Source organism: Gulbenkiania mobilis (assembly GCA_004346645.1).
Classification (GTDB): domain Bacteria; phylum Pseudomonadota; class Gammaproteobacteria; order Burkholderiales; family Chromobacteriaceae; genus Gulbenkiania; species Gulbenkiania mobilis.
Genome location: SMDA01000001.1, coordinates 354,373 through 374,200, shown reverse-complemented (window position 1 = coordinate 374,200; position 19,828 = coordinate 354,373). Strand labels below are relative to the sequence as shown.

The window sequence follows — 19,828 nt, the reverse complement described above, 5'->3', positions numbered from 1 at the left end:
TAGCGATCCGACCAGCCCCGGCCGCCCTCCAGCCCCGGGGCTGGTTTATGTGGGCGACGAAATGCCGGGCATTCAACGCCGACGCTGCGGCAGGGGCTTCGTTTATCACGATGCCTCCGGGCGCCGGGTACGGGATGCGGAGACGCTGGCCCGTATCCGCCGGCTGGCCATTCCTCCAGCCTACACCGAGGTCTGGATCTGCCCCGACCCCTGCGGTCACCTGCAGGCCACCGGCCGGGATGCACGCGGCCGCAAGCAGTACCGGTACCACGACGACTGGCGGGCCCTGCGTGACGAGGGCAAGTTTGACCGCATGACGGCCTTTGCCGCCGTGCTGGGACGACTGCGGCGTCAGGTAGATGCGGACTTGCGCCGGCGCGGACTCAGCCGGGAGGTGCTGCTGGCCACGCTGGTCCGTCTTTTGGACACCACCCACATCCGCGTGGGCAACGTGGCCTACCGCCGTGCCAACAACTCCTACGGACTGACCACGCTGCGCAACCGCCACGCACGCATCCGTGGCCATACGGTGGAGCTGGCCTTCCGCGGCAAAAGCGGGGTGCGCCACAGCCTGCGCCTGACCGACCCGAGGGTGGCGCGCATCGTGCGCCGTTGCCAGGAACTGCCGGGCCAGACCCTGTTCCAGTACCTGGATGAGGAAGGCGCGGTGCACGCGCTGGGTTCGGCCGACGTCAACGGCTATCTGCGTCACCACTGCCGGGCCCCATTCACCGCCAAGGATTTCCGTACCTGGCATGGCAGTGTCTATGCCTTCGAACGCTTGGCGCCGCTGCGCTTCTCCACCAAGGCGGAGGCCCGGCGCCAGCTGATGGGTGCACTGCGCGAGGTGGCCGCGCATCTGGGCAACACGGTAGCGGTGTGCCGCAAGGCCTATGTCCACCCGGCCCTCGTCGACGACTTCCTTGCCGGAAGGTTGGCCGAAGAGGCTGCACGCTTTGCCCGCCTGCGCGCGGCCGGCGGGCTCACGGCTGCCGAACACCAACTGCAGGCCTATCTGGAAGCGCGAACAGCCGCAGATCCCCCCCGGCCTCAAAAGGCCGCGGCCCCGTCCGCAGCAAGCCAGCGCGCGGTAGCCCATCAAGGAGCGCTCCGATGATCGAGTTCTGGTTCTTTCTCGTCGGTGCCGTGCTGATCGTGATGGCCTTCGCCGGCCATACGGTGCAGCGCCTGCCACTGTCCTCCGCCATCATCTATCTGATCGTCGGCTACACCATCGGCCCGGCAGGCTTCGGCCTGCTGCGCGCGCACCCGGTAGAGGATGCGGCCGTGCTGGAGGTCCTCACCGAAATCGCGGTGCTGATCACGCTGTTTGCGGTGGGATTGCGGCTGCGCGCACCGCTTACCTGGAAGGAATGGCACCTGCCCCTGCGCCTGGCCTCACTGGGGATGGTGGCCACCATCGTCATCGTCACCGCGGTCGGGGCGCTGCTGCTGGACCTGCCCTGGGGCGTGGCGCTGCTTCTGGCGGCCATCCTCGCCCCCACCGATCCGGTGCTGGCGGCGGACGTGCAGATTCAGGAGCCGGGTGATCGCGATGCGGTACGCTTTACCCTCACCGCCGAAGGCGGGATGAACGACGGCGCCGCCTTCCCGGGCATCATGCTCGGCCTGGGGCTGATCGGCATGCACGAGATCGGCAGCGCCGGCTGGCGCTGGATCGCATTCGATCTCGTCTGGGCGATCGCCGGGGGAGTGCTGCTGGGCTGGCTGTGCGGTACGCTGGTGGCACGTGGCGTCCGCCTTCTGCGGGCCCGGGGACACCACCTGGAATTCGAGGAGTTTTTGGTGCTGGGGGTGATCGCACTGTCCTACGGGCTGGCACTTCTGCTCAAGACCTACGGCTTCCTCGCCGTATTCGCCGCAGGGCTGGCGATGAACCACATCGAGAACCACGGCAGCGATGGTGAACGTCGGTTGAATGCCCGGCTGCTCAGCTTCTCCGAGCAATGCGAAAGGTTGGCCGAAGTGGCCGTGGTGCTGCTGATCGGCGCGATGCTGCCCTGGATCAGCTGGAGCTGGCTGGTAGTGGCCTTGACGGGCACCATCCTGCTCATCGCGCGGCCGGTGGCAGCCTGGCTTACCTTGCCCCACCACCATGTACGCGCCAGCCAGCGGCGCCTGATTAGTTGGTTCGGCATCCGTGGGGTGGGGTCGGTGTACTACCTGTCGTTTGCACTGGACGAACATCTGCCGGCCGAAGTGGCTGGCGTGCTGGTGAGTGTAACGCTCGCCACCATCACCATCTCCATCGTACTGCACGGCATCTCCGCCACCCCGCTGATGTCGCGATACGAAGCACGGGCTCGTAGCCGGACATGACAAGGGGCCGGCACCCTGTGGTGCCGGCCCCAAAGCCTGATGGCAGGGGTTTACTGGGCCTGGAAATTGTTGGCCACATGTTCGCCGGGGTAAACCGGCTGCGTGGGCTGGCCGCCTTCGCCCTCCCAGCGCTCCTCCTCGTGCTGACGCACAGGCTGGCGCTTGCGGCGCAGCATGCCTTGGCCTGCGCTGGTACGTTTGTAAACCATGGCCGTGCCGACCACGAAACCGACTGTCAGGGCGATCAGAAGACTACGCATGATTGTTTTTCTCCCAGTGAGGTTGCGTTCCGTAATAGCTGTGCACATCCTGCTGCCAGCCCAGCTCTGCCACATCAGGCCAATGGTCCTTGTCGAAGCCGGGGGCATTCGAGATGGTTTCCTTGGCGATGTCGCAGATGAAGCACTTGCGCTCGGTGTCGAGCGTCAGCAGGTTCCACGGCAGGGCGAACAGCTTGCCGCCCATGCCGAGAAAACTTCCGGAGGTCATGACCGCATAGGCAATCCGGCCCTGCGGCACGTCGAGCATGATGTCGGTGATCGTGCCCAGCGTTTCGTCGGCCTGGTTGATGACGGCGTTGCCTTCCAGCGTGTTGGCGGTCATCAGGCGCGGGCCGGGGCCGCTGGAATTGATGCGGATGGCGGCGCCCGGGGCGGCATTGGGTTGCTCATGCATGGTCGTCCTCCTTGTTTGCCGGCGCGTCAGCGCGCCGCAGGTCAGTAATACTTGCGGTTCTCGTTGATCCAGCCCGGGCTCTGCATGTCGGGCCAATGGCGCGGACTGAAACCGGGCGCCTTGCCCAGCGCGGAACGGCTGGCATTAAGCACGAAGTGGGGGCCGTTCTCCGCTTGGTAGCGCAGCGCCTTCCAGGGCACGGCGCGCAACCGGTCGCCCATGCCGAAGATCCCGCCCACCGACACGATCGCATAGGCCACGCGGCCTTCACGGTCCAGCACCAGATCCTCGATGGACCCCAGCCGCTCGGAGGCGGGCGAAACCACCTTCATGCCCACGATGCGCGAGGCACGATACGGGCCGGGCGTACCGTTGCCCAGCGCCATGCGCTGGTACGGGCTGTCGGTTTCGTGTCGGAACGGGGGCGTATTCAGCGGGGGGGAGACGGGTACACCGGTCTCGGCAGGTGCCAAGGGGCCGGTGGTGCTGCGGGTGTCGTTGACGCCTTCGCGGCTGGTGCGGTCCACTGTCCCAGATGCGTCGCGCGATGCACTGCCCAGCCCGCCCCCGGCGCTGCCCTGTCCCGGTTGGCCCAGGTCGGCGCCATCCGGCTTAGGGCCGGTATAGAAGTCGGAAACGGCCGCCAAATGCAGTACGGCCATATCCAGCGTAGACGGCAGATCGGAGCTATCGGCCGTGTCGGCCACGACCTTGCCCGAGCCCAGCGCGACCACTACCGCCGCCAGCGGCGCCAGGATCGTCTGCACTTTCATCGTTTTGCTCCTTCAACAGGCGTTGCGGTTGTGCAGGGTTGGCCAAAGCACCCCGCCATTGCCCCACAGGACGGCAAGCGCCGTGCCCGCCCAGCTTTCCTGTAAACCTTGCCGGCTGTTCCGCTGCCAACGCCGCGTTCGCCTCCCTTGTCGTGCCCGCCAGAAACGAAAAACAAAATCCTTTTATTAACAAAGTTTTGTATTAAAGCGCCGTGTCCGGATAGGCGGCTTCTACTGCGTGGCGGGCACCCACCTTGCTGCCTTGTACCTCAGGTGGGAGCGCCGAACCTCCGACCCTCCCAGTCCTTCAACAACCGTCATGAACAATGACTTGGAGAAGCGCATGAACCAGCAGAATCCGCAGAATGCCCAAGGCCAGCAGCAGAACAGTCAGCAACAGGCTTCGCGCCAGCAGCCCGATAGCCAGCAGCACCAGCAATACGCCGGCCAGAGCGGCCAGGGCAACGGCAACACCAATGCCAACAAATCCACCGGTGGCAACACCGCCAATGCCAACAGTGCCGGGCAGCTGAACCGGCAGCAGCAGAATGCCGATGCCAGTCAGTCACAGGATCAGCGCCAAGCGCCCCCGCAAATGGGCGCCGACAGCCGCTCTTCCGGCAACAAGCAACAGCTCTGATCTTTTGATCGTGCTTGAACGCACCGCCCCCGCCGCCCGCCGGCCGGGGCGGTTTTTAATGGCCAGCCTCGGGAATGGACCTTGCTGGCAGCCCGGGAGCCGTCCTCTTCCGCTGGCAATGGCTAGCCACCCCATACAGGAGCCCGCATGACCCGCCCCCTCTGGAAAGGCGCCCTTGCCTTGGGCCGCCTGAACATCCCTGTCGCCCTGCGCCCCGCCTCACGCAACCAGGCGCTGGACTTCGACTGGCTGGATCGTCGTGATATGGCCCCTGTGGGCTACCAGCGCATCAACAAGCGCACTGGACAACCGGTGGCCCCCGAAGACATCGTGAAAGGCTATCAGTACGAGCCGGGCGACTATGTTCTGCTGTCGGACGAAGACTTCCGCCAAGCGCATCCGCACGGCACGCAGGCGGTGGAACTGCTGGGCTTTGCAAAGCTGGCGGAGATCTCCCCCATCTATTTCGATACGCCCTACTTTCTGGAAGCCGCCGAGCGGGGCGAGAAAGGCTATGTCCTGCTGCGGGAGACCTTGCGCAAGACGGGCCGGGTGGCGCTGGCACGGGTGGTGATCCACGGGCGCCAGCATCTGGCCGCTGTGCTGGTGAGCGACCATACCCTGGTGCTCAATACCCTGCGTTTTCATGAGGAAGTACTGCCGGGCGACGACCTGAACGTTCCCAAAGACGACGCCGCGGCCATCGGGCTGACCGCCGAAGAGCTCGACACGGCGGCACGTCTGGTACGCCGCATGACCCGCCGCTTCACCCCCGCCGATTATGTGGATACCTACCGTGCCGATCTTCTGGCCCGCATCGAAAGCAAGATCGAGGCAGGCGAGACCCACTCACTGATGCCCGAGCCCCCCAGTCCCGACGCCGAGGAAGCCCCAGAGCTCGCCGATGCCGGCACCGATGACCTGCTGAGCGCCCTGAAGGAAAGCCTGAAGGGCCCGGCCAGGCGGAGTCAGAAACATGCCGGCCCCAAGCCTGCGCCCGCGCCCGGCAATGCGCGGCGCTGACCGGTTCACAGCCGCCCACCTTGGCCGAAGCCGCCGGGGATACCGCTCCAATACCCTCGACCACGCTGTGTGTATTCGCAAAAAGGGTGTGGCTATACTCGTCCGTCTCGGTGTTGGTCCTGATGAGAACTCTCTGGAGGCTGGGTGAAATATTCTTTATGGCGCGCTTACGGCGTGGGCATCGCGGCCTGCGGTGCCGCGATCCTGATCCGCAAGGTGCTGGATGAACACCTCGCCACCACCGCCCCTTTGCTCATCTTCCTGCTGCCGGTACTGGTGGCAGGCTGGCTGGGCGGTCGGGCGCCCGCTTTGTTTGCCGGCCTGATCAGTGCCGTGGCGGCCAAGTACTTTTTCATTCCCCCAATCCATACCTTCGACTTTTCCGAAATCAACGCGCGCATCAGCCTCTTCCTCTTCCTGTTGGAAAGCATCCTGATGGCGGTGGTGTGCGAAAGCTGGCACCGGGTGCGCCGCAAGCTGCAGCGGGAGCGCAGCCGCCTGGCGGAAAGCAACCAGTTCCACGCCGCGATCGCCGGACTGACTACCGACTTTGCATTCAGCGCCCACCCGGGGCCACAGGGGGAGTTCTTTCTGGACGCGGTCACCGAAGGCTTTCACCGCTTGTTCGGCTATAGCACCGACGACCTGGTGCAGGACGAATGCTGGCTCAAGGTGATCCACCCTGCCGACCACGGTCGCACCCGTGCCGACGTGGCGCGCCTCAACCGCGGGGAAGCAGTGGACAACACGGTGCGCAGCCTCACCCGTGACGGGCAGGAGGTCTGGCTGCACTATTCGGTACGTCCCATCTTCGATCGCCACCAGAAAGTGGTGCGCTTCTATGGCGGTGCACAGGACATCACTCGCACCAAGCAGCTCGATGACGCGCTGCGGGCCTGGAAGGAACGCTACGAGGCTGCGGTGTTGGCCAGTGGCCATGTGCTCTACGACTACAACCAGGAAACGGGTGAAGTGGTATTTGGCGGCAACTGTCTGGGCATGCTGGGCCACGCGGCCGAGCGCCTGAGCGGGCCGATCGATCTCTTCCTGACCCTGCTGCACCCGGACGACCGCTTCGTCTTCCGGCGGGAACTCGATCACGCGGTTGCCCGCCAGGAGCCCTTCCGGCTTACCTTTCGGCTCTTTCATGCCCAAGGACACCTGCTCTACATACAAGGCGAAGGGCATTTCGTCGACTTCGATGCACGCCGGCCCGCGCATCTGGTGGGCTTTCTGAAGGATGTCACCGCCCAGCGTGAAAGCGAACTGCGCATTCAGGAGCTGACCCGCCGCCTGCAGCAGAAGGTGAACCAGCTGGAGACGGTGTTGAACATCGTGCCGATTCCACTGGCCTACTCCGACGACCCGCACTGCGCCCACGCCCATGGCAACCGGGCGCTCGCGCACCTGCTGCAACGCCCCGAGCAGAGCAACTACTCGGCGCTGGAGCCGGCCATACGCGATGCGCTGGAGATCCTGCACGACGGACAGCCCATCGCCACCGAAGACCTGCCGATGCAGTACGCGGCCCGTACTGGGGAAACAGTCAGCGGCATGCCGTTCGAGATCCGCCGGCCGGGGAGCGACCCGGTGCGGCTGCTGGGCTACGCAGCGCCGCTGACCGACGACCTTGGCCGAACCACGGGTGCGGTCGGGGCCTATCTGGATGTAACCGAACCCTACCGGCTGCAGAACGCGCTGCGCGAAAAGCTGGAACAGCTGGCGGAGGCCGACCGGCGCAAGGACGAATTCCTGGCCACCCTGGCCCATGAACTGCGCAACCCACTCGCGCCGCTGCGCAATGTGGTGGAAGTGTTGCGCCTGCGGCAGGACCTACCAGCCGAGATGGCATGGGCGCGACAGATGGTAGCGCGGCAGGTGGACCACATGGCACGCCTGATCGACGATCTGCTGGATGTAGGGCGCATCACGCAAGGCAAGCTGGTGCTGCGCCGCGAGCGGCTGTCGCTGGACGACACTATCCAGCATGCGGTGCAGGCGCTGGGCCCTCTGCTGGAGGAACAGCAGCATACCTTGGCGCTGACGCTACCCGAACAGCCGCTGTGGGTGGAGGCCGACCCGGTGCGTCTGACGCAGATCTTCAGCAACCTCATCAGCAATGCCGCCAAGTACACCCCTGCCGGTGGACACATCGCGGTGTCGGTCTACAGCGAGGCCGGCCAGGCGGTGTTCAGCGTGCGCGACAACGGTATCGGCATTCCGCCCGACAAACTGGCCCATCTGTTCGAAATGTTCTACCAAGTGGACAACCGGATCGAGCGTGGCCATGCCGGCCTGGGCATCGGCCTGACTCTGGTGGAGCGCTTGGTGCACATGCACGATGGCACGGTATCGGCCGCCAGCGAGGGGGTGGGCAAGGGTGCCACCTTCACCGTGCGCCTGCCTCTGCTGGAAGCCTTGCCTGCCCAGACGCCGCAGACGGCCTCGGGCAGTACGCCCGGGCTGCCTGCCAGCGGACGGCGGGTACTCGTGGCGGACGATAACGTGGATGCGGCCGAGAGCCTGGCCACGCTGCTGTCGCTGGCCGGCCATCAGGTAGTGGTGGCGCACGACGGCATCGAGGCGGTGGAGAAAGCGGTGGATTTTGTACCGGACCTGGCCCTGCTGGATATCGGTATGCCCGGCCTGAACGGCTATGAGGTCTGTAGCCGGCTGCGACAGCTGCCGGCCGGCCGCCACATGACGCTGCTGGCGCTGACGGGCTGGGGGCAGGAGGAGGACAGCCGCCGTGCACTGGCGGCCGGCTTCGATGCCCATTTCGTCAAGCCGCTGGACTACGGCCAGCTTGCTGCCTATCTCGACCTGGGCGGCCTGGCCTGAGGCCTAGACCGCCTTGGGCTTGCCCGTGCCCTGGTCCCCTTTCCTGCTGGACGGCTGCATTTCGATCACACTCAGCTCGCCATCGGTTTCCAGGTAGGCTTTCTTTACCTCTGCGAGGTTCTCGATACCGTTCTCGCGCAGCTTGGACATCAGCTCTTCGCGGGTAATGAACTCCCGGCGCATGTTGTGCCGCTGCAGCCGCCCCCGGTCCACGAGCAGCAGGGGACGGGGTTCTACGATCTTCCGGACAGCGGCAAAACGGAAGCTCAGCCAGTCCAGCGCCAGATTCCATCCCACGATCGTGCCCACCAGCACCATGCCGTCGCTGACGGTCTTGTACTCGCCGGCCATTGCGTTCTGCGAAGCATCGGCAATCAGGACCAGCAGCAGGATGTCGGCAATCGCCACCGACCCTACATCCCGCCGCAACAGAAAGCGGAAGATCAGGAACAGAAACCAGTACATCAGCGTACCGCGCACCACCAGCTCCCAGGGGCTCATGCTTAGCCCGATGATTTCCTGCCAGTTCATGTTCATGGCTTTTCCTTATCGTGTGTCCAGACACAACTTCGGCCAACCCTCTCCCGGCGAGGGAAGAGAGGTTGGCCGAAACCACGGGCTGCCGGCACCGGCCTGCGGCCGGGTGGGCCAGACCCGTCAGAGGCTGCGACGCAGCCGGGCGCGGGTCTGGTAGCGGGCCCACATGCGCTTGACCAGCCAAGTGGCAGCAGCCATGGCCATGCCTTTCATCCAGGGACGCATCATGGTTCTCCTTTTCGGTTGGGATCAGCCAGGTTGGGCAGCAGCCACCTCGGCCCCTGCTGCGGCCGCGGCTGGCGACTGCGCCGGGTCGGGCCGGCTGTGGATCTGGGGTGTACGGATCAGCCGGGACACATCGAAGCCTTTCATCTCGGCAGCGTTAACCATCCGCTGGTAGACCTCTGGCGCGACCTCCGGCGTGCGGGACAGCAACCACAGGTAGTCGCGTTTGGGGGTGGCCACCACCGCGGTACTGTAGTCATCGGCCAGGTCGATGATCCAGTAATCCGCCCAGACAAAGGGCACCCAGTGCAGCCAGTCGGGCACGAAGGTCACCTTCAGCTTGGCGTTGGTCGCCCCGTCTGCCACATAGGCATAGCCCGTTGCTTCCTCGCGCCGGCCATCGGCCCGCCGGCAACTGTTGAGCACCTGCAGTCCGCCATCGGGTAGCGGCAAGTAGTGCGCGGTGACGTTCCGGTCGCACTTGCGCTCGAAGCGCATCGGAAAGCGCGCCAGTTCGTACCACTCACCTGCATAACGCTCCAGGTCGACATGGCTGACTGTTTCCAGCTGGGCGGCGGCGTTGGCCGCAGCCGGCGCGCCAAAGGCCAGCAGCAGGGCAGTCATGTGCTTTCCTAGTGACGAAGTCAGCACCGGTGCCAGGCTGTAGACCAGCGCTTCGAGTGGCCCCGCAGCATGCCGCCGCTCGGCCCGGTAGCGTGCCCGGCTCTTGAGGAAAAGCTGCAGCAGCGTCACCCCGGCAGCCATCCCCCCCACGATGCGCAACTGGCGCGCAATGCGCAGCCGGAAGCGAGAACGCAGGCTGGCTGTTTCCAGCGTTAGGCGCTCGTCCAGCGCCACGATGCGGGCCTCCGAAGCGCGGATCTGGTCGTTGAGTTGGTCAAGATCAGGAAATTTCATCGAGAGCCCTCATCGGATAACGGGGCGTCCGCATTGGCGCGACCGCGGTGCAGATGGCGCAGGGTGGAAGGAAACGTCAGGTAGCTTACCAGCGTACGGGCCCGCTTCAGCAGCACCCAGGCCCCCACTCCGTTGGCCGCCACGCCCAAAAGAATGGCCAGGAACCACGGCATGCCCAGCTGCACCAGCCCGACGACGATGGCACTCACCAGCCCGAACCAGGCAGTGATGACGAGCAGGGCGGCAGCCACACCCATCACCACCATCTGGGCCAGCGCCAGCCCAGCACGCTTCGCCTCCAGCGAGAACAGCAGGGCCCGTTCGTGAACCACCTCGTGCAACGTTTCCATCATCGTGCGCGCCGCCTCTTTGAGAGACGGCTGCGCACGTGCGCCGTTTTCAGTCGTCTTGGCCGAATCCGGCGTTGCGCTCATATCAGCGGCCCCAGCGGCTCAGCAACATGCCGGCCAGCACGGCAATTCCGATGGCGGTCAGCGGGCGCTCGCGGATGTAGTCACGGCAGCATTCGGTCCACTCGCTTTGCATTTCGCCCAGCTCTTCGGCTTTGGCACGCAGCGCTTCATTGGCACCGGCAGCCGAGCTCTTTACCTGGTCCATGGCCGGAGCCACCTTGGCCGCCACTTTGTCCACGGCGGCGTGGGCATTCTGGGCCATGCGATCCACTACGGTCTCGGCCTTGTTGGCAGCCTGGTCGATGCCCTGATGAGCGTTGTCAGCAGCGGCATTCGGATTCATGTTCAGGGTGTTTTCGTTCGGATTCATTTTTCAGCACTCCTCGATGGGGATGAGCGGGCGGCGTTGCCACCGCCCGACTGATATTGGGAAGACGGTACAGGTCCGCAAGGCGCCGCTTAGCGGGCACGACCACGGCGGAACAGGTTGACGATCAGCAGCAGGATGATGGCACCGATCAGCGAGACCACCAGGGCGCCGAAGCTGAAGGCGTTCTGGTTGATGGTGGGCACACCCACCATCGGCGAAATCAGCCAGCCACCGAGTGCGGCACCGACGATACCGACGATCACGTTCAGGAACATGCCCTGTTGCGCATCAGTGCGCATGATCATGCTGGCTACCCAGCCGATCAGGCCCCCTACCACCAACCACACGATGAAGTTCACCATTTTGAGTACTCCCCGAAGTCAGGTAATGGATAACGAATTGCTTCACTTGCGGCGCGAATTCCGTTGGCTGCGCTCGCCCCAAGGGTTCAGCAACCGTCATGCCTGCCGGAGGGTTCGAATGCGAATGGCACGCGCAAGGCATGCCAGCGCGCTAATGTGTCGGGAACGCCAATTGCTCAATGACTGGCAGCCCGCACGGGCATTCATGAACCGTATGGATTAAAGGAGAACGCTATGAACTGGGACCGCATCGAAGGCAACTGGAAGCAAATGCGCGGCAAGGTGAAGGAGCGGTGGGGCGACCTGACAGACGACCATCTTGACCAGCTCAGCGGCCAGCGCGATCAGTTGGTCGGCCGTATCCAGGAGACGTATGGCATCGCCCGCGATGAAGCCGACCGCCAGGTCACCGACTGGGCCGACCGCCTGTAAACAGGCAGACAGGCCCTCTACCCAACGCCGCAGAGCATGCTCGCCTGCGGCGTTTCTTGCGTTTACCGTGAGCAGGCTTTTTTAAACAACAAACCTATGTCTTACCGGGCTTGGAGGTGTTTCAAGCAGTCGCCGCGCTTGCTTTACTTGGCCGATGCCGCTGCTATCATGCCTCCATCCCCACCAGAAACGTCCCCCTTTTCCTGCCGGAACGGGTGGTAAGACGTTCAAGAAACCTGTTAACCGGTCTGATGAAGGCACCCGACTTCGTGCCAGAACGTCCCCGGCGCAAGGGGCCGCTCCCCGGTGCCGGTAGCATCCGCTCTTCATCAGCCGGGCGCTGCCCGAAACGACACCGCCCCCGGTTTTTGCCTTAATCAAGTGTCACCTTCCCATGCCCGGGAGGTGCCTGGAGGAAATGATGGCGCATGCTCTGATTGTCGAAGACGATGCCGATGCCGCAGAAATGATGGCAGCCCTGATCGTCAGCGAAGGTTTTACTGCAGCGACCGCCAGCTCGCTTCGGGATGCCAAGCGCCAGCTGGCCCTGCAGGAGCCGGATATCGTCCTGCTCGACCTGATGCTGCCGGACGGAAGCGGCATGGAGCTCTTCGACCACCCGGAAATCCTGGCCAACACCGAAGTGGTGCTCATCACCGGCCATGCCAGCCTGGAAACCTCGATTCAGGCGCTGCGTCTGGGCGCGGCGGACTACCTGCTCAAGCCGATCAACATCAAGCAGATCCAGGGCATTCTGTCGCGCGTTACCAAACCGGCCAAGCTGAAGGCTGAGATCGACAGCCTGAAGGACCAGCTAGACCGCGAAGGCAAGTTCGGCCTGCTCTGGGGCCGCTCCGCAGCGATGCAGAAGGTCTATGCCCAGATCGCCCGGGTAGCCGGCACAGCCGTCACCGTGCTCATCACCGGCGAGAGTGGCACGGGCAAGGAAGTGGTGGCGCAGACCATCCACGAACTGAGCCGTCGCCGCAACCGTCCCTTCCTGGCAGTGAACTGTGGCGCCATTTCGCCCCAGCTGATCGAAAGCGAGATCTTCGGTCACGAGAAAGGCAGCTTCACCGGCGCCAACCGCCAGCACCAAGGCTTCTTCGAGCGTGCCAACGGTGGCACGCTGTTCCTTGATGAGGTGACAGAGATGCCGCTGGAGCTGCAGGTCAAACTGCTGCGTGTGCTCGAGACCGGAACCTTCATGCGCGTGGGGTCGAGCGACCTCATCGAAACCGATGTGCGTGTGATCGCCGCCACCAACCGCTCGCCCGAACAAGCCGTGGCCAATGGCAAGCTGCGAGAAGACCTGCTGTACCGCCTGAACGTTTTCCCCATCCAGCTGCCGCCGCTGCGCGAGCGGCTGGACGACGTGCCACTGCTGGCTCAGCACTTCCTGGCGGACATCTGCGAGCGCGAAGGTACCAGCAAGCACTTCAATCAGGCGGCGCTCGACCGCATGAGCGCCTACCGCTGGCCTGGCAACGTGCGCCAGCTGCGCAACGCGGTGCAGCGCGCCTACGTGATGGCAGTTGGCGAGGAGATCGACGACGAGTGGCTGCCTTCGGACACTCCGGCCGTGAAGAAGGAAAACGGGCAGTACCTGTCGGTAAAGGTTACGTCCACCTTGGCCGAAGTGGAAAAAACGCTCATCCTTGCCACCTTGGCCCATTTCGGTGGCCACAAGGAAAAGACGGCCGCTGCGTTGGGCGTCAGCCTTAAAACCCTCTATAACCGGCTGAAGGAATATGCCGAAGCCGGCGATACCGACAAGGAACACATGACCAGCGAGTAAACCGCACTGCGGGTGGTTGGTCGACTGTAATTATTTTTATGCCGAGGCAGCCCCTCGGCATATTTTTTGCCTCTTTACCATCAGGGCGGAATATTGAAAAAGCCGCCTACAAATCAAGAGGTTGCTGTTGCCCTTCGGGCACAGTAGTTGCTCATTCCAAGGTACGTCAACCCGCTCGCGCGCATGCGTGCCCAGCCAAAGCATTCAGGAGAATGTGATGTACCAAACCACCATCCCGGCCTGGAACCCCAGCAACTACAGCCCGAACCGCAAACCTCATTCGCAGAACCAGATCGAGGAACCGGGTGAGTTTCCGTTCCGTTCGTACATCGACCCGGACGACATGAACTGGGATTACGAGCCCACCCCGGACAGCGTGCCGACGTTCCACTGATCGCCGACATATCCTATAGGAGTCAACATGTCCCTTACCTTGCGCACCTCTGCCACCAAGCTCACCATTGCCCTCCTGATGGTTGCAGGTCTTGCCGCCTGCAACCGCTCGGACCGTGAAAACGTCAGCCAGGAAACCTCCGAGGCTGCTTCGGCAGTTGGCCAAAGCATGGAAAATGCTGCTAGCGACGCGCGTGCTGCCACTGCCTCGGCCATGGACAGCGCAAGCGGGGCCATGAACAACGCAGGCCAGGAAGCCAGTAATGCCGCCAGCAACGCTGGCCAGGCGATCGATGATGCCACCGTCACCACCAAGGTGAAGGCTGCGCTGCTCGCCGACGAAACCGTCAAGGGCCTGAACATCAATGTCGACACCAAGGATGGGGTCGTCACCCTGAAGGGCAACACTGATACCGCGCAGAAGACACGTGCCGAAGAGATCGCCAAGACCGTCGAGGGCGTCAAATCGGTCGAAAACCAGCTGACGGCCAAATAAACGCGCCGCGTTTTCCGCTTCGCACAGACAGGACAGGGCACCGCCCTGTCCTGTTTTTGTCTGTTTTTACCGATGTCCGGTCCGCAGTATTTACAGTGTTTAAAATTCGCGCCCCCTGCGTGACACGCCATCATTGGTGTGGAGGCTGCCCCGCGCCACGGCGCACCAGCGCAGATGCCGCATTGCACAAGGTGTTCGCGACCTTAAATGCCAGAGCAGGTGTCTACAGCGATGCATCAGGCAGTCCGGGCATATGTCTTGCTACTTCGGAGAGTGAGGTCTGCCCTGATGGCTCCCACCGTCAAGCAGACTTCAGATCAATAAGTCTGCTTATTGATCTTCTCTCTCTCCTCTTCCCGTCCTTGGGCCCCGCCATTGAGCGGGGCGCTTTTTTTGCGCGCCCTTTCCTTTGCAAGGGGTTTGTTTAGAATGCCCAAGACCCAGCTTTCCGATGAAGCGACCATCCTGATGAAAAAAACCCTTCCCGAAAGCAGCCGTGTGTGGCTGAGGATTGCCCTCACCGCCGGAACACTCGTGCTTCTGGTAATCCTTGCCATCCTCAACAACAAGGGGCTGCTATTCTCCCGCAGCGGTTTCCTGCCTCATGGCGTGTGCTACACCTGGATGCCGGGTGTGCTGCAGTTGCACGTAGTCTCCGACCTGCTGATCGGGCTGGCATACTTCGCCATCCCGGCCGTCCTGGTGTATTTCGTGCGGCGCCGCCGCGATCTGCCTTTCAACTGGCTGCTGCTGCTCTTTGGCGCCTTCATCATCAGCTGTGGCACCACCCACTTCGTGGAAGTGCTCACGCTCTGGTACCCCTACTACTGGCTTTCCGGCGTGATCAAGCTGGTAACGGCAGTGGTATCCATCGGCACCGCACTGGCGCTGATGTCGATCATGCCCAAGGCACTGCAGGTACCCAGCATCGAACAGATGGAAGCGGAGGTGGAGGAGCGCCGCCGTGTGGAAGAAGCCCTGCGTCAGACCCAGGCTGAGCTGGAGCAGCGCGTGGTGGCACGCACTGCCGAACTCGAGGCGGTACATGCCCGGCTGCAGAATCAGCAGAAATGGTGGCAGGCCACGGTGGAGAGCATTGGCGATGGCGTGATTACCGTGGACAACGGTGGTCAGATCCTGCTGGTCAATAACCTGGCCGGCGAGCTGACCGGCTGGAGCGAACAGGACGCCATCGGCCAACCGCTCGCGGCGGTATTGCAGCTGGCCGATGAACATGGCCTACCCTTGGATACGCGTATCCTGGACGCAGCGTTGGCCGAAGAAGGCACCCCGGCGCCCGGCAGCAGCCTGCAGCTCATCAACCGCGACGGCCAGACCCTGCCGGTGGCGTTGACGGCCACTCCGATCCGCGATGCCTCGGGTGCTCGGGTAGGATGCGTGGTGGTGCTACGCGACATCCGGACCGAGTATGAGTTCGAGCGCCAGCGTCAAGCGCTCACCCAGGATCTGGCCTCGGCACAGGCACTGTTCGACACGGTATTCACTCAGGCCCCGCTGGGCCTGGCCCTGTTCGACCTTGATCTGCGCTTCATCCGGGTCAACGAAGCCCTGGCCCAGATCAACGGCATCCCCCAGGAGGAGCACCTTGGCCGAACCGTGGAGGAACTGCTGCCGGATGTGGAACAGGCGGTCTCACGCACCCTGCGCACGGTGGCCGAAACCGGCGAGCACGTCATCGGCCACGAAGTCAGCGGCATGACACCCGCCGAGAACGGCCGCCTACGGGCCTGGTCGGTCAGCTACTTCCCGATCCGCTTCAACGGGCGCATCAGCGCGCTGGGGGTGGTGTGCGAAGAAATTACAGACAAGAAGGAAGCCGAACGCGAACGCATGCTGCTCCTGGAGGCCGAGCGCGAGGCCCGGGCGGAAGCGGAGGCAGCCAATCGCCTGAAGGACGAATTCCTGGCGACCGTCTCGCATGAACTGCGCACGCCCCTGCACTCGATGCTCGGCTGGCTACACCTGATCGAGAGTAACAAGCTGCCGCCCGAGGAGGTGAAAAAGGCTATCGGCCGCATCCACAACAACGCCCGCACCCAAACCAAGCTGATCGATGACCTGCTGGATGTTTCCCGCATCGTGGCCGGCAAGCTGCGCCTGGAGGCGCGCAGCGTGGACCCATATGCCATCACCCGCGCCGCCATCGACACCGTGCGTGCCGGCGCCGAAGCACGGGGTATCCGCATCGATACCCATTTCGACGAGAGCGGCATTAAGCTGATGGCCGACCCCGACCGCCTGCAGCAGATCATCTGGAACCTGCTCTCCAATGCGGTGAAGTTCACCCCGGATGAAGGACAAATCGATGTATCGGTGCGCAAGCTGGGCGCACAGCTGGAAATCAGCATCGCCGACACCGGACAGGGCATTCCGCCTGAATATCTGCCGCTGATCTTCGAGCGCTTCCGGCAATCGCCCGCTGGCAGCAAGCGCAAGCTGGGGCTGGGGCTGGGCCTGGCCATCGTGCGCCAGCTGGTGCAAATGCACGGCGGTACCGTCAGCGCCCACAGCGAAGGCGTGGACAAGGGCGCTACCTTTACCGTCCGCCTGCCGATCGTGGTCCAGCCCGGTGAAACACCGATGGCGCTCGAGCAGACAGACTCCGCGGCGGCTACCCCGGCTGGCGGTCCGAAACTGGCCGGCTTGCGCCTGTTCGTGGTCGACGATGAAACCGATGCGAGAGAAGTGGTGGTGAAAACGCTCACAGGCTTTGGCGCCGAAGTATGGGCGGCCGACTCGGTGGAAGCGGCTCTGTCACAACTGGAGCGACAGCAGCCTGATGTGCTGATCTCCGACATCGGGCTGCCGGAGCTCGACGGCTACGATCTGGTGCGCGAACTGAGACGGCGAGAGAAGGAAGAAGGCCGCAGACTGCTACCCGCCATCGCCCTCACCGCCTATGGCCGCCCTGAAGACCGCCTGAAGGCGCTGGCAGCTGGTTTCCAGCTGCATCTGAGCAAGGCAGCGGTCGGGCCAGAGGAGCTGGCCGAGCACGTTTTGGAGGTGCTGCACAGCTATGGTAGCGGCCGTCAGAAGCCCTGAAAGGTCTTCGGCCAACCCTGACCATAGCCCTTGGTGCGCAGCAGGCCCTACCCCTAGCCCTGCGCAGTCGACATGAAAAAGCCACCTCCTCGTAGGTGGCTTTTTCTTCTATTCCTAGCAGCCCCCCAAGCAGGGCGGGACACCCCAGAGGAGCGGGCCGAGCACGTTCTGGAGGTGCGGTACCCCTACGGTAGCGGCTGCCAGAAGCCGTGAAAGGCTTTCGGCCAACCCTAACCATAGCCCTTGTGCGCGGCGGGCCCTATCCTTAGCCCTGCGCAGTAGACATGAAAAAGCCACATCCGAGGATGTGGCTTCTCTTTGATTACCGTTGCTACCCACCGGGTAGCAACGGTTCATCGCCCTTAGGACGAGGACTTACCGGACTTGCTCGAAGTGCCCGAGCTTTCCTTGCTGCTGCTCGACGAAGCCGAGCCGGTATTGCTGCCACCGCTGATGCTGGAGCTGCCGCTGGACGAAGCCGACAGATCGGAGCCCGACTGACTGCCCGAGCCCGAAAGCGTACTGCTGCCCGAGCCGGAAGACATCGACGAGCCGGTAGACGCGCTGCCGGCATTAGAAGACCCGCCGGTGGAACCCGAGGACATCGACGAGCCCCCCAGGGTGCTGCCGGAAGATGCATGGTCACCCGAGCCCGACATCGACGAGCTCCCCATGGACGACGTGCCACCGCTGCTACTCATCGAGCCGCTGCTGCCTTGGTTTTGATGGGAGCCGCTGCTGCCTTGACCTTGGGAGTTTTCACGATTGCGGCGCCATTCGTTGAACTCGTCCGAGAACTTGCGGTACCGCTCTTGGCGCCAGTTATGATAGTCATCGTCCAGTTTGCGCATCTGCTCGCTACGCCACTGGTGGTAATCATGGTCGTGGTGCATCGCACCGCCCATGCCACCCATGCTCTGGCCCATGCTGCCTTGCTGACCGTTATTACCGTACTGATTGTACGAACCGTACTGACCGGTCATGCTGCCACCGGTACCGCCCAGGCCGTAGCTGTCCCCGGTGCCCTGCTGGCTGTAACCGTAGCCCTGCTGACCCATCGAACCCATCGAAGACTGGCCGCCACCAAGCGAACTGCTGCCTTGATAAGCGCCGGTATTGAACTGGCCGTATTGTCCCTGTCCGCCTGCCGGCGACTGATGGCTCATGCCATGCATACCCTGCTGGCTGCCGCCATACTGGCCACCCTGATAACCTTGTTGATCACCGTACTGACCGCCCTGATAGCTCTGGTGTCCGCCGTACTGGCCGCCTTGATGACCTTGATGGCCGCCATACTGCCCACCCTGGAAACCACCTTGGCTACCGTAGCTGCCCGAGCCGTGTGAACCACCGCCACCAAACTGGCCACCTTGGTAGGTGCCGTACTGGCCGCCTTGCGAGCCTCCACCGTACTGGCCACCCTGATAGCCGCCGAAGGACTGGGCTCCCGAAGACTGGTTGTTGGAACCGAAGAGGTTGCCGCTACCGTAGTCATTGCCTTGCGAGCCATAGGAGGCGCCACCGCCGTAGCTACCGAACTGTGCACCTTGGCCGCCTTGGTAACCGCCTTGGGACTGGCCGCCGTACTGGTTCTGGCTGCCCCCAAAGGATTGGCCGCTGCCCTGGCTACCATAGGCGCCACCATTGCCTTCATAACCCTGGCTACTGCCATATTCCTGCCCACCGGACTGACCATACTGGCCACGCCCCGAGCCATAGGCAGCGCCACCGTTCTCATAGCCCTGATTTCCGCCGAAGCTGGTACCGCCGAAACCACCACGTTCCGACTCGATACCGCGGCCGCCCTGCTCACCCCGGATTTGCCATTGGCTGGAGCCGGACTGATACTGCGATCCTTGATCGCCAAAACCGTTGTCGCGACGCTGATCCCCGTAGTTGCGTTGATTCATCGTACTGTCCTTTCGGTTGATTGCAGGATTGCTGCCTGGCCCTGCCCTCCGCCAGAGGAATGCACTGAATGGTCTTCATCCTAGAGGTCGGGCTTTTACATTCAATACAGCGAGTGAGTCTGTAACGGAAGGGGCCTGGCAGTGCTTACTGCGCAGCAATCCCCATTCCTGCCTTTAAAAAAGGCTTACAAATACCCTTGGCATTTCTTTTTTGTCTTGAAGGAGCAAGGCGAGAACGATCAGAGACAGAAAAACACTTTAAGAACGCAGAAAACCGCAAAACGTCTGCGAAACAGCGAAGCGTGCTTTAGAAAGTCCTATACAGCCCAGCAGCAGGAAGGAGGGAAACCCGGTCAACAGAAGACGCGTTGATCAAAGGGGGGTAAAAAAACCGGTAACAGCGGTAGGCATAAGCCGGGCGGCCTGATCGACAATCACCCCATGCCCACAGAAGCCGAAAACCAGGCACAATGCAAAACGCCCTGACCATGGTGGTCAGGGCGTTGAATGCTTGGCTCCCCGAGCAGGGCTCGAACCTGCGACCTGCGGATTAACAGTCCGTCGCTCTACCAACTGAGCTATCAGGGAATTGCCGTAAAGAGGAGCTCATTGTAGAGCC

The 19,828-nt window shown here is 63.1% G+C and carries 19 protein-coding genes and 1 tRNA gene; 10 read left to right on the top strand and 10 right to left on the bottom strand.

The window, feature by feature from the left end; genetic code table 11:
• Positions 1-61: 61 nt before the first annotated feature.
• Both EV669_RS01840 and EV669_RS01835 read left to right on the top strand, forming a co-directional pair.
• Complete coding sequence (locus EV669_RS01840) at positions 62-1,117, top strand: DNA topoisomerase IB (RefSeq protein ID WP_132097731.1); 1,056 nt, start codon at positions 62-64, stop codon at positions 1,115-1,117.
• Complete coding sequence (locus tag EV669_RS01835) at positions 1,114-2,340, top strand: cation:proton antiporter (RefSeq protein WP_055433527.1); 1,227 nt, start codon at positions 1,114-1,116, stop codon at positions 2,338-2,340. Before EV669_RS01840 ends, EV669_RS01835 begins: the two co-directional genes overlap by 4 nt.
• Positions 2,341-2,390: 50 nt before the next feature.
• On the opposite strand, the gene EV669_RS01830 is transcribed toward EV669_RS01835, so the two are convergent.
• Genes EV669_RS01830 through EV669_RS14095 form a run of 3 tightly spaced genes read right to left on the bottom strand, consistent with a single transcriptional unit; the run spans position 2,391 to position 3,788 of the window.
• Positions 2,391-2,600 carry a hypothetical protein gene (locus EV669_RS01830; protein WP_054285083.1) on the bottom strand — a complete coding sequence of 70 codons (210 nt, stop codon included), beginning with the start codon at positions 2,598-2,600 and terminating at the stop codon, positions 2,391-2,393.
• Positions 2,593-3,015, bottom strand: coding sequence for a PRC-barrel domain-containing protein (locus tag EV669_RS01825; RefSeq protein ID WP_054285084.1), 423 nt, complete (start codon positions 3,013-3,015; stop codon positions 2,593-2,595). Before EV669_RS01825 ends, EV669_RS01830 begins: the two co-directional genes overlap by 8 nt.
• A gap of 41 nt (positions 3,016-3,056) precedes the next feature.
• The gene (locus EV669_RS14095; RefSeq protein ID WP_132097730.1) at positions 3,057-3,788 is read right to left on the bottom strand and encodes a PRC-barrel domain-containing protein; all 732 of its coding nucleotides are present in this window, start codon (positions 3,786-3,788) and stop codon (positions 3,057-3,059) included.
• A 319-nt stretch (positions 3,789-4,107) separates the two neighbouring features.
• Here EV669_RS14095 and EV669_RS01815 point away from each other — a divergent pair, with 319 nt between their 5' ends.
• From EV669_RS01815 to EV669_RS01805, 3 genes are all read left to right on the top strand, one after another.
• Positions 4,108-4,428, top strand: a complete 321-nt coding sequence (locus EV669_RS01815; protein ID WP_165922678.1) for a hypothetical protein — start codon at positions 4,108-4,110, stop codon at positions 4,426-4,428.
• Between the two features lie 147 nt (positions 4,429-4,575).
• Positions 4,576-5,451 carry a non-homologous end joining protein Ku gene (gene ku, locus EV669_RS01810; protein ID WP_072242821.1) on the top strand — a complete coding sequence of 292 codons (876 nt, stop codon included), beginning with the start codon at positions 4,576-4,578 and terminating at the stop codon, positions 5,449-5,451.
• 144 nt (positions 5,452-5,595) lie between these two features.
• Positions 5,596-8,292 (top strand): hybrid sensor histidine kinase/response regulator, encoded by a 2,697-nt coding sequence (locus tag EV669_RS01805; protein WP_132097728.1) that lies wholly within the window; start codon positions 5,596-5,598, stop codon positions 8,290-8,292.
• Positions 8,293-8,295: 3 nt separating this feature from the next.
• Here the strand turns inward: EV669_RS01805 and EV669_RS01800 are convergent, their stop codons facing one another.
• From EV669_RS01800 to EV669_RS01780, 5 genes are all read right to left on the bottom strand, one after another.
• Positions 8,296-8,829 carry a DUF421 domain-containing protein gene (locus EV669_RS01800; RefSeq protein WP_132097727.1) on the bottom strand — a complete coding sequence of 178 codons (534 nt, stop codon included), beginning with the start codon at positions 8,827-8,829 and terminating at the stop codon, positions 8,296-8,298.
• 249 nt (positions 8,830-9,078) lie between these two features.
• Positions 9,079-9,972: a lipocalin family protein gene (locus EV669_RS01795; protein WP_207913762.1), complete on the bottom strand. Its 894-nt coding sequence runs from the start codon at positions 9,970-9,972 to the stop codon at positions 9,079-9,081.
• Positions 9,969-10,406: a phage holin family protein gene (locus EV669_RS01790; RefSeq protein WP_054285090.1), complete on the bottom strand. Its 438-nt coding sequence runs from the start codon at positions 10,404-10,406 to the stop codon at positions 9,969-9,971. Before EV669_RS01790 ends, EV669_RS01795 begins: the two co-directional genes overlap by 4 nt.
• A 1-nt stretch (position 10,407) precedes the next feature.
• Entirely contained in the window at positions 10,408-10,755 is a 348-nt protein-coding gene (locus tag EV669_RS01785; RefSeq protein WP_054285091.1) for a DUF883 family protein, read from the bottom strand.
• Between the two features lie 89 nt (positions 10,756-10,844).
• Positions 10,845-11,117, bottom strand: coding sequence for a GlsB/YeaQ/YmgE family stress response membrane protein (locus tag EV669_RS01780; protein WP_200906433.1), 273 nt, complete (start codon positions 11,115-11,117; stop codon positions 10,845-10,847).
• Between the two features lie 234 nt (positions 11,118-11,351).
• Here EV669_RS01780 and EV669_RS01775 point away from each other — a divergent pair, with 234 nt between their 5' ends.
• The 5 genes from EV669_RS01775 (at position 11,352) to EV669_RS01760 (ending at position 17,299) form a co-directional block, all read left to right on the top strand.
• Positions 11,352-11,549, top strand: a complete 198-nt coding sequence (locus EV669_RS01775) for a CsbD family protein (RefSeq protein WP_132097726.1) — start codon at positions 11,352-11,354, stop codon at positions 11,547-11,549.
• A gap of 421 nt (positions 11,550-11,970) precedes the next feature.
• The gene (locus EV669_RS01770) at positions 11,971-13,347 is read left to right on the top strand and encodes a sigma-54-dependent transcriptional regulator (RefSeq protein ID WP_054285139.1); all 1,377 of its coding nucleotides are present in this window, start codon (positions 11,971-11,973) and stop codon (positions 13,345-13,347) included.
• A gap of 217 nt (positions 13,348-13,564) precedes the next feature.
• Complete coding sequence (locus EV669_RS14000) at positions 13,565-13,741, top strand: hypothetical protein (protein WP_156340748.1); 177 nt, start codon at positions 13,565-13,567, stop codon at positions 13,739-13,741.
• Between the two features lie 27 nt (positions 13,742-13,768).
• Complete coding sequence (locus EV669_RS01765) at positions 13,769-14,236, top strand: BON domain-containing protein (protein WP_055433522.1); 468 nt, start codon at positions 13,769-13,771, stop codon at positions 14,234-14,236.
• Positions 14,237-14,665: 429 nt separating this feature from the next.
• The gene (locus EV669_RS01760; RefSeq protein WP_132097725.1) at positions 14,666-17,299 is read left to right on the top strand and encodes a PAS domain-containing hybrid sensor histidine kinase/response regulator; all 2,634 of its coding nucleotides are present in this window, start codon (positions 14,666-14,668) and stop codon (positions 17,297-17,299) included.
• Between the two features lie 362 nt (positions 17,300-17,661).
• On the opposite strand, the gene EV669_RS01755 is transcribed toward EV669_RS01760, so the two are convergent.
• Both EV669_RS01755 and EV669_RS01750 read right to left on the bottom strand, forming a co-directional pair.
• The gene (locus EV669_RS01755; protein WP_132097724.1) at positions 17,662-19,209 is read right to left on the bottom strand and encodes a hypothetical protein; all 1,548 of its coding nucleotides are present in this window, start codon (positions 19,207-19,209) and stop codon (positions 17,662-17,664) included.
• A 512-nt stretch (positions 19,210-19,721) separates the two neighbouring features.
• Positions 19,722-19,797, bottom strand: a tRNA-Asn gene (locus EV669_RS01750).
• Between the last annotated feature and the right edge of the window lie 31 nt (positions 19,798-19,828).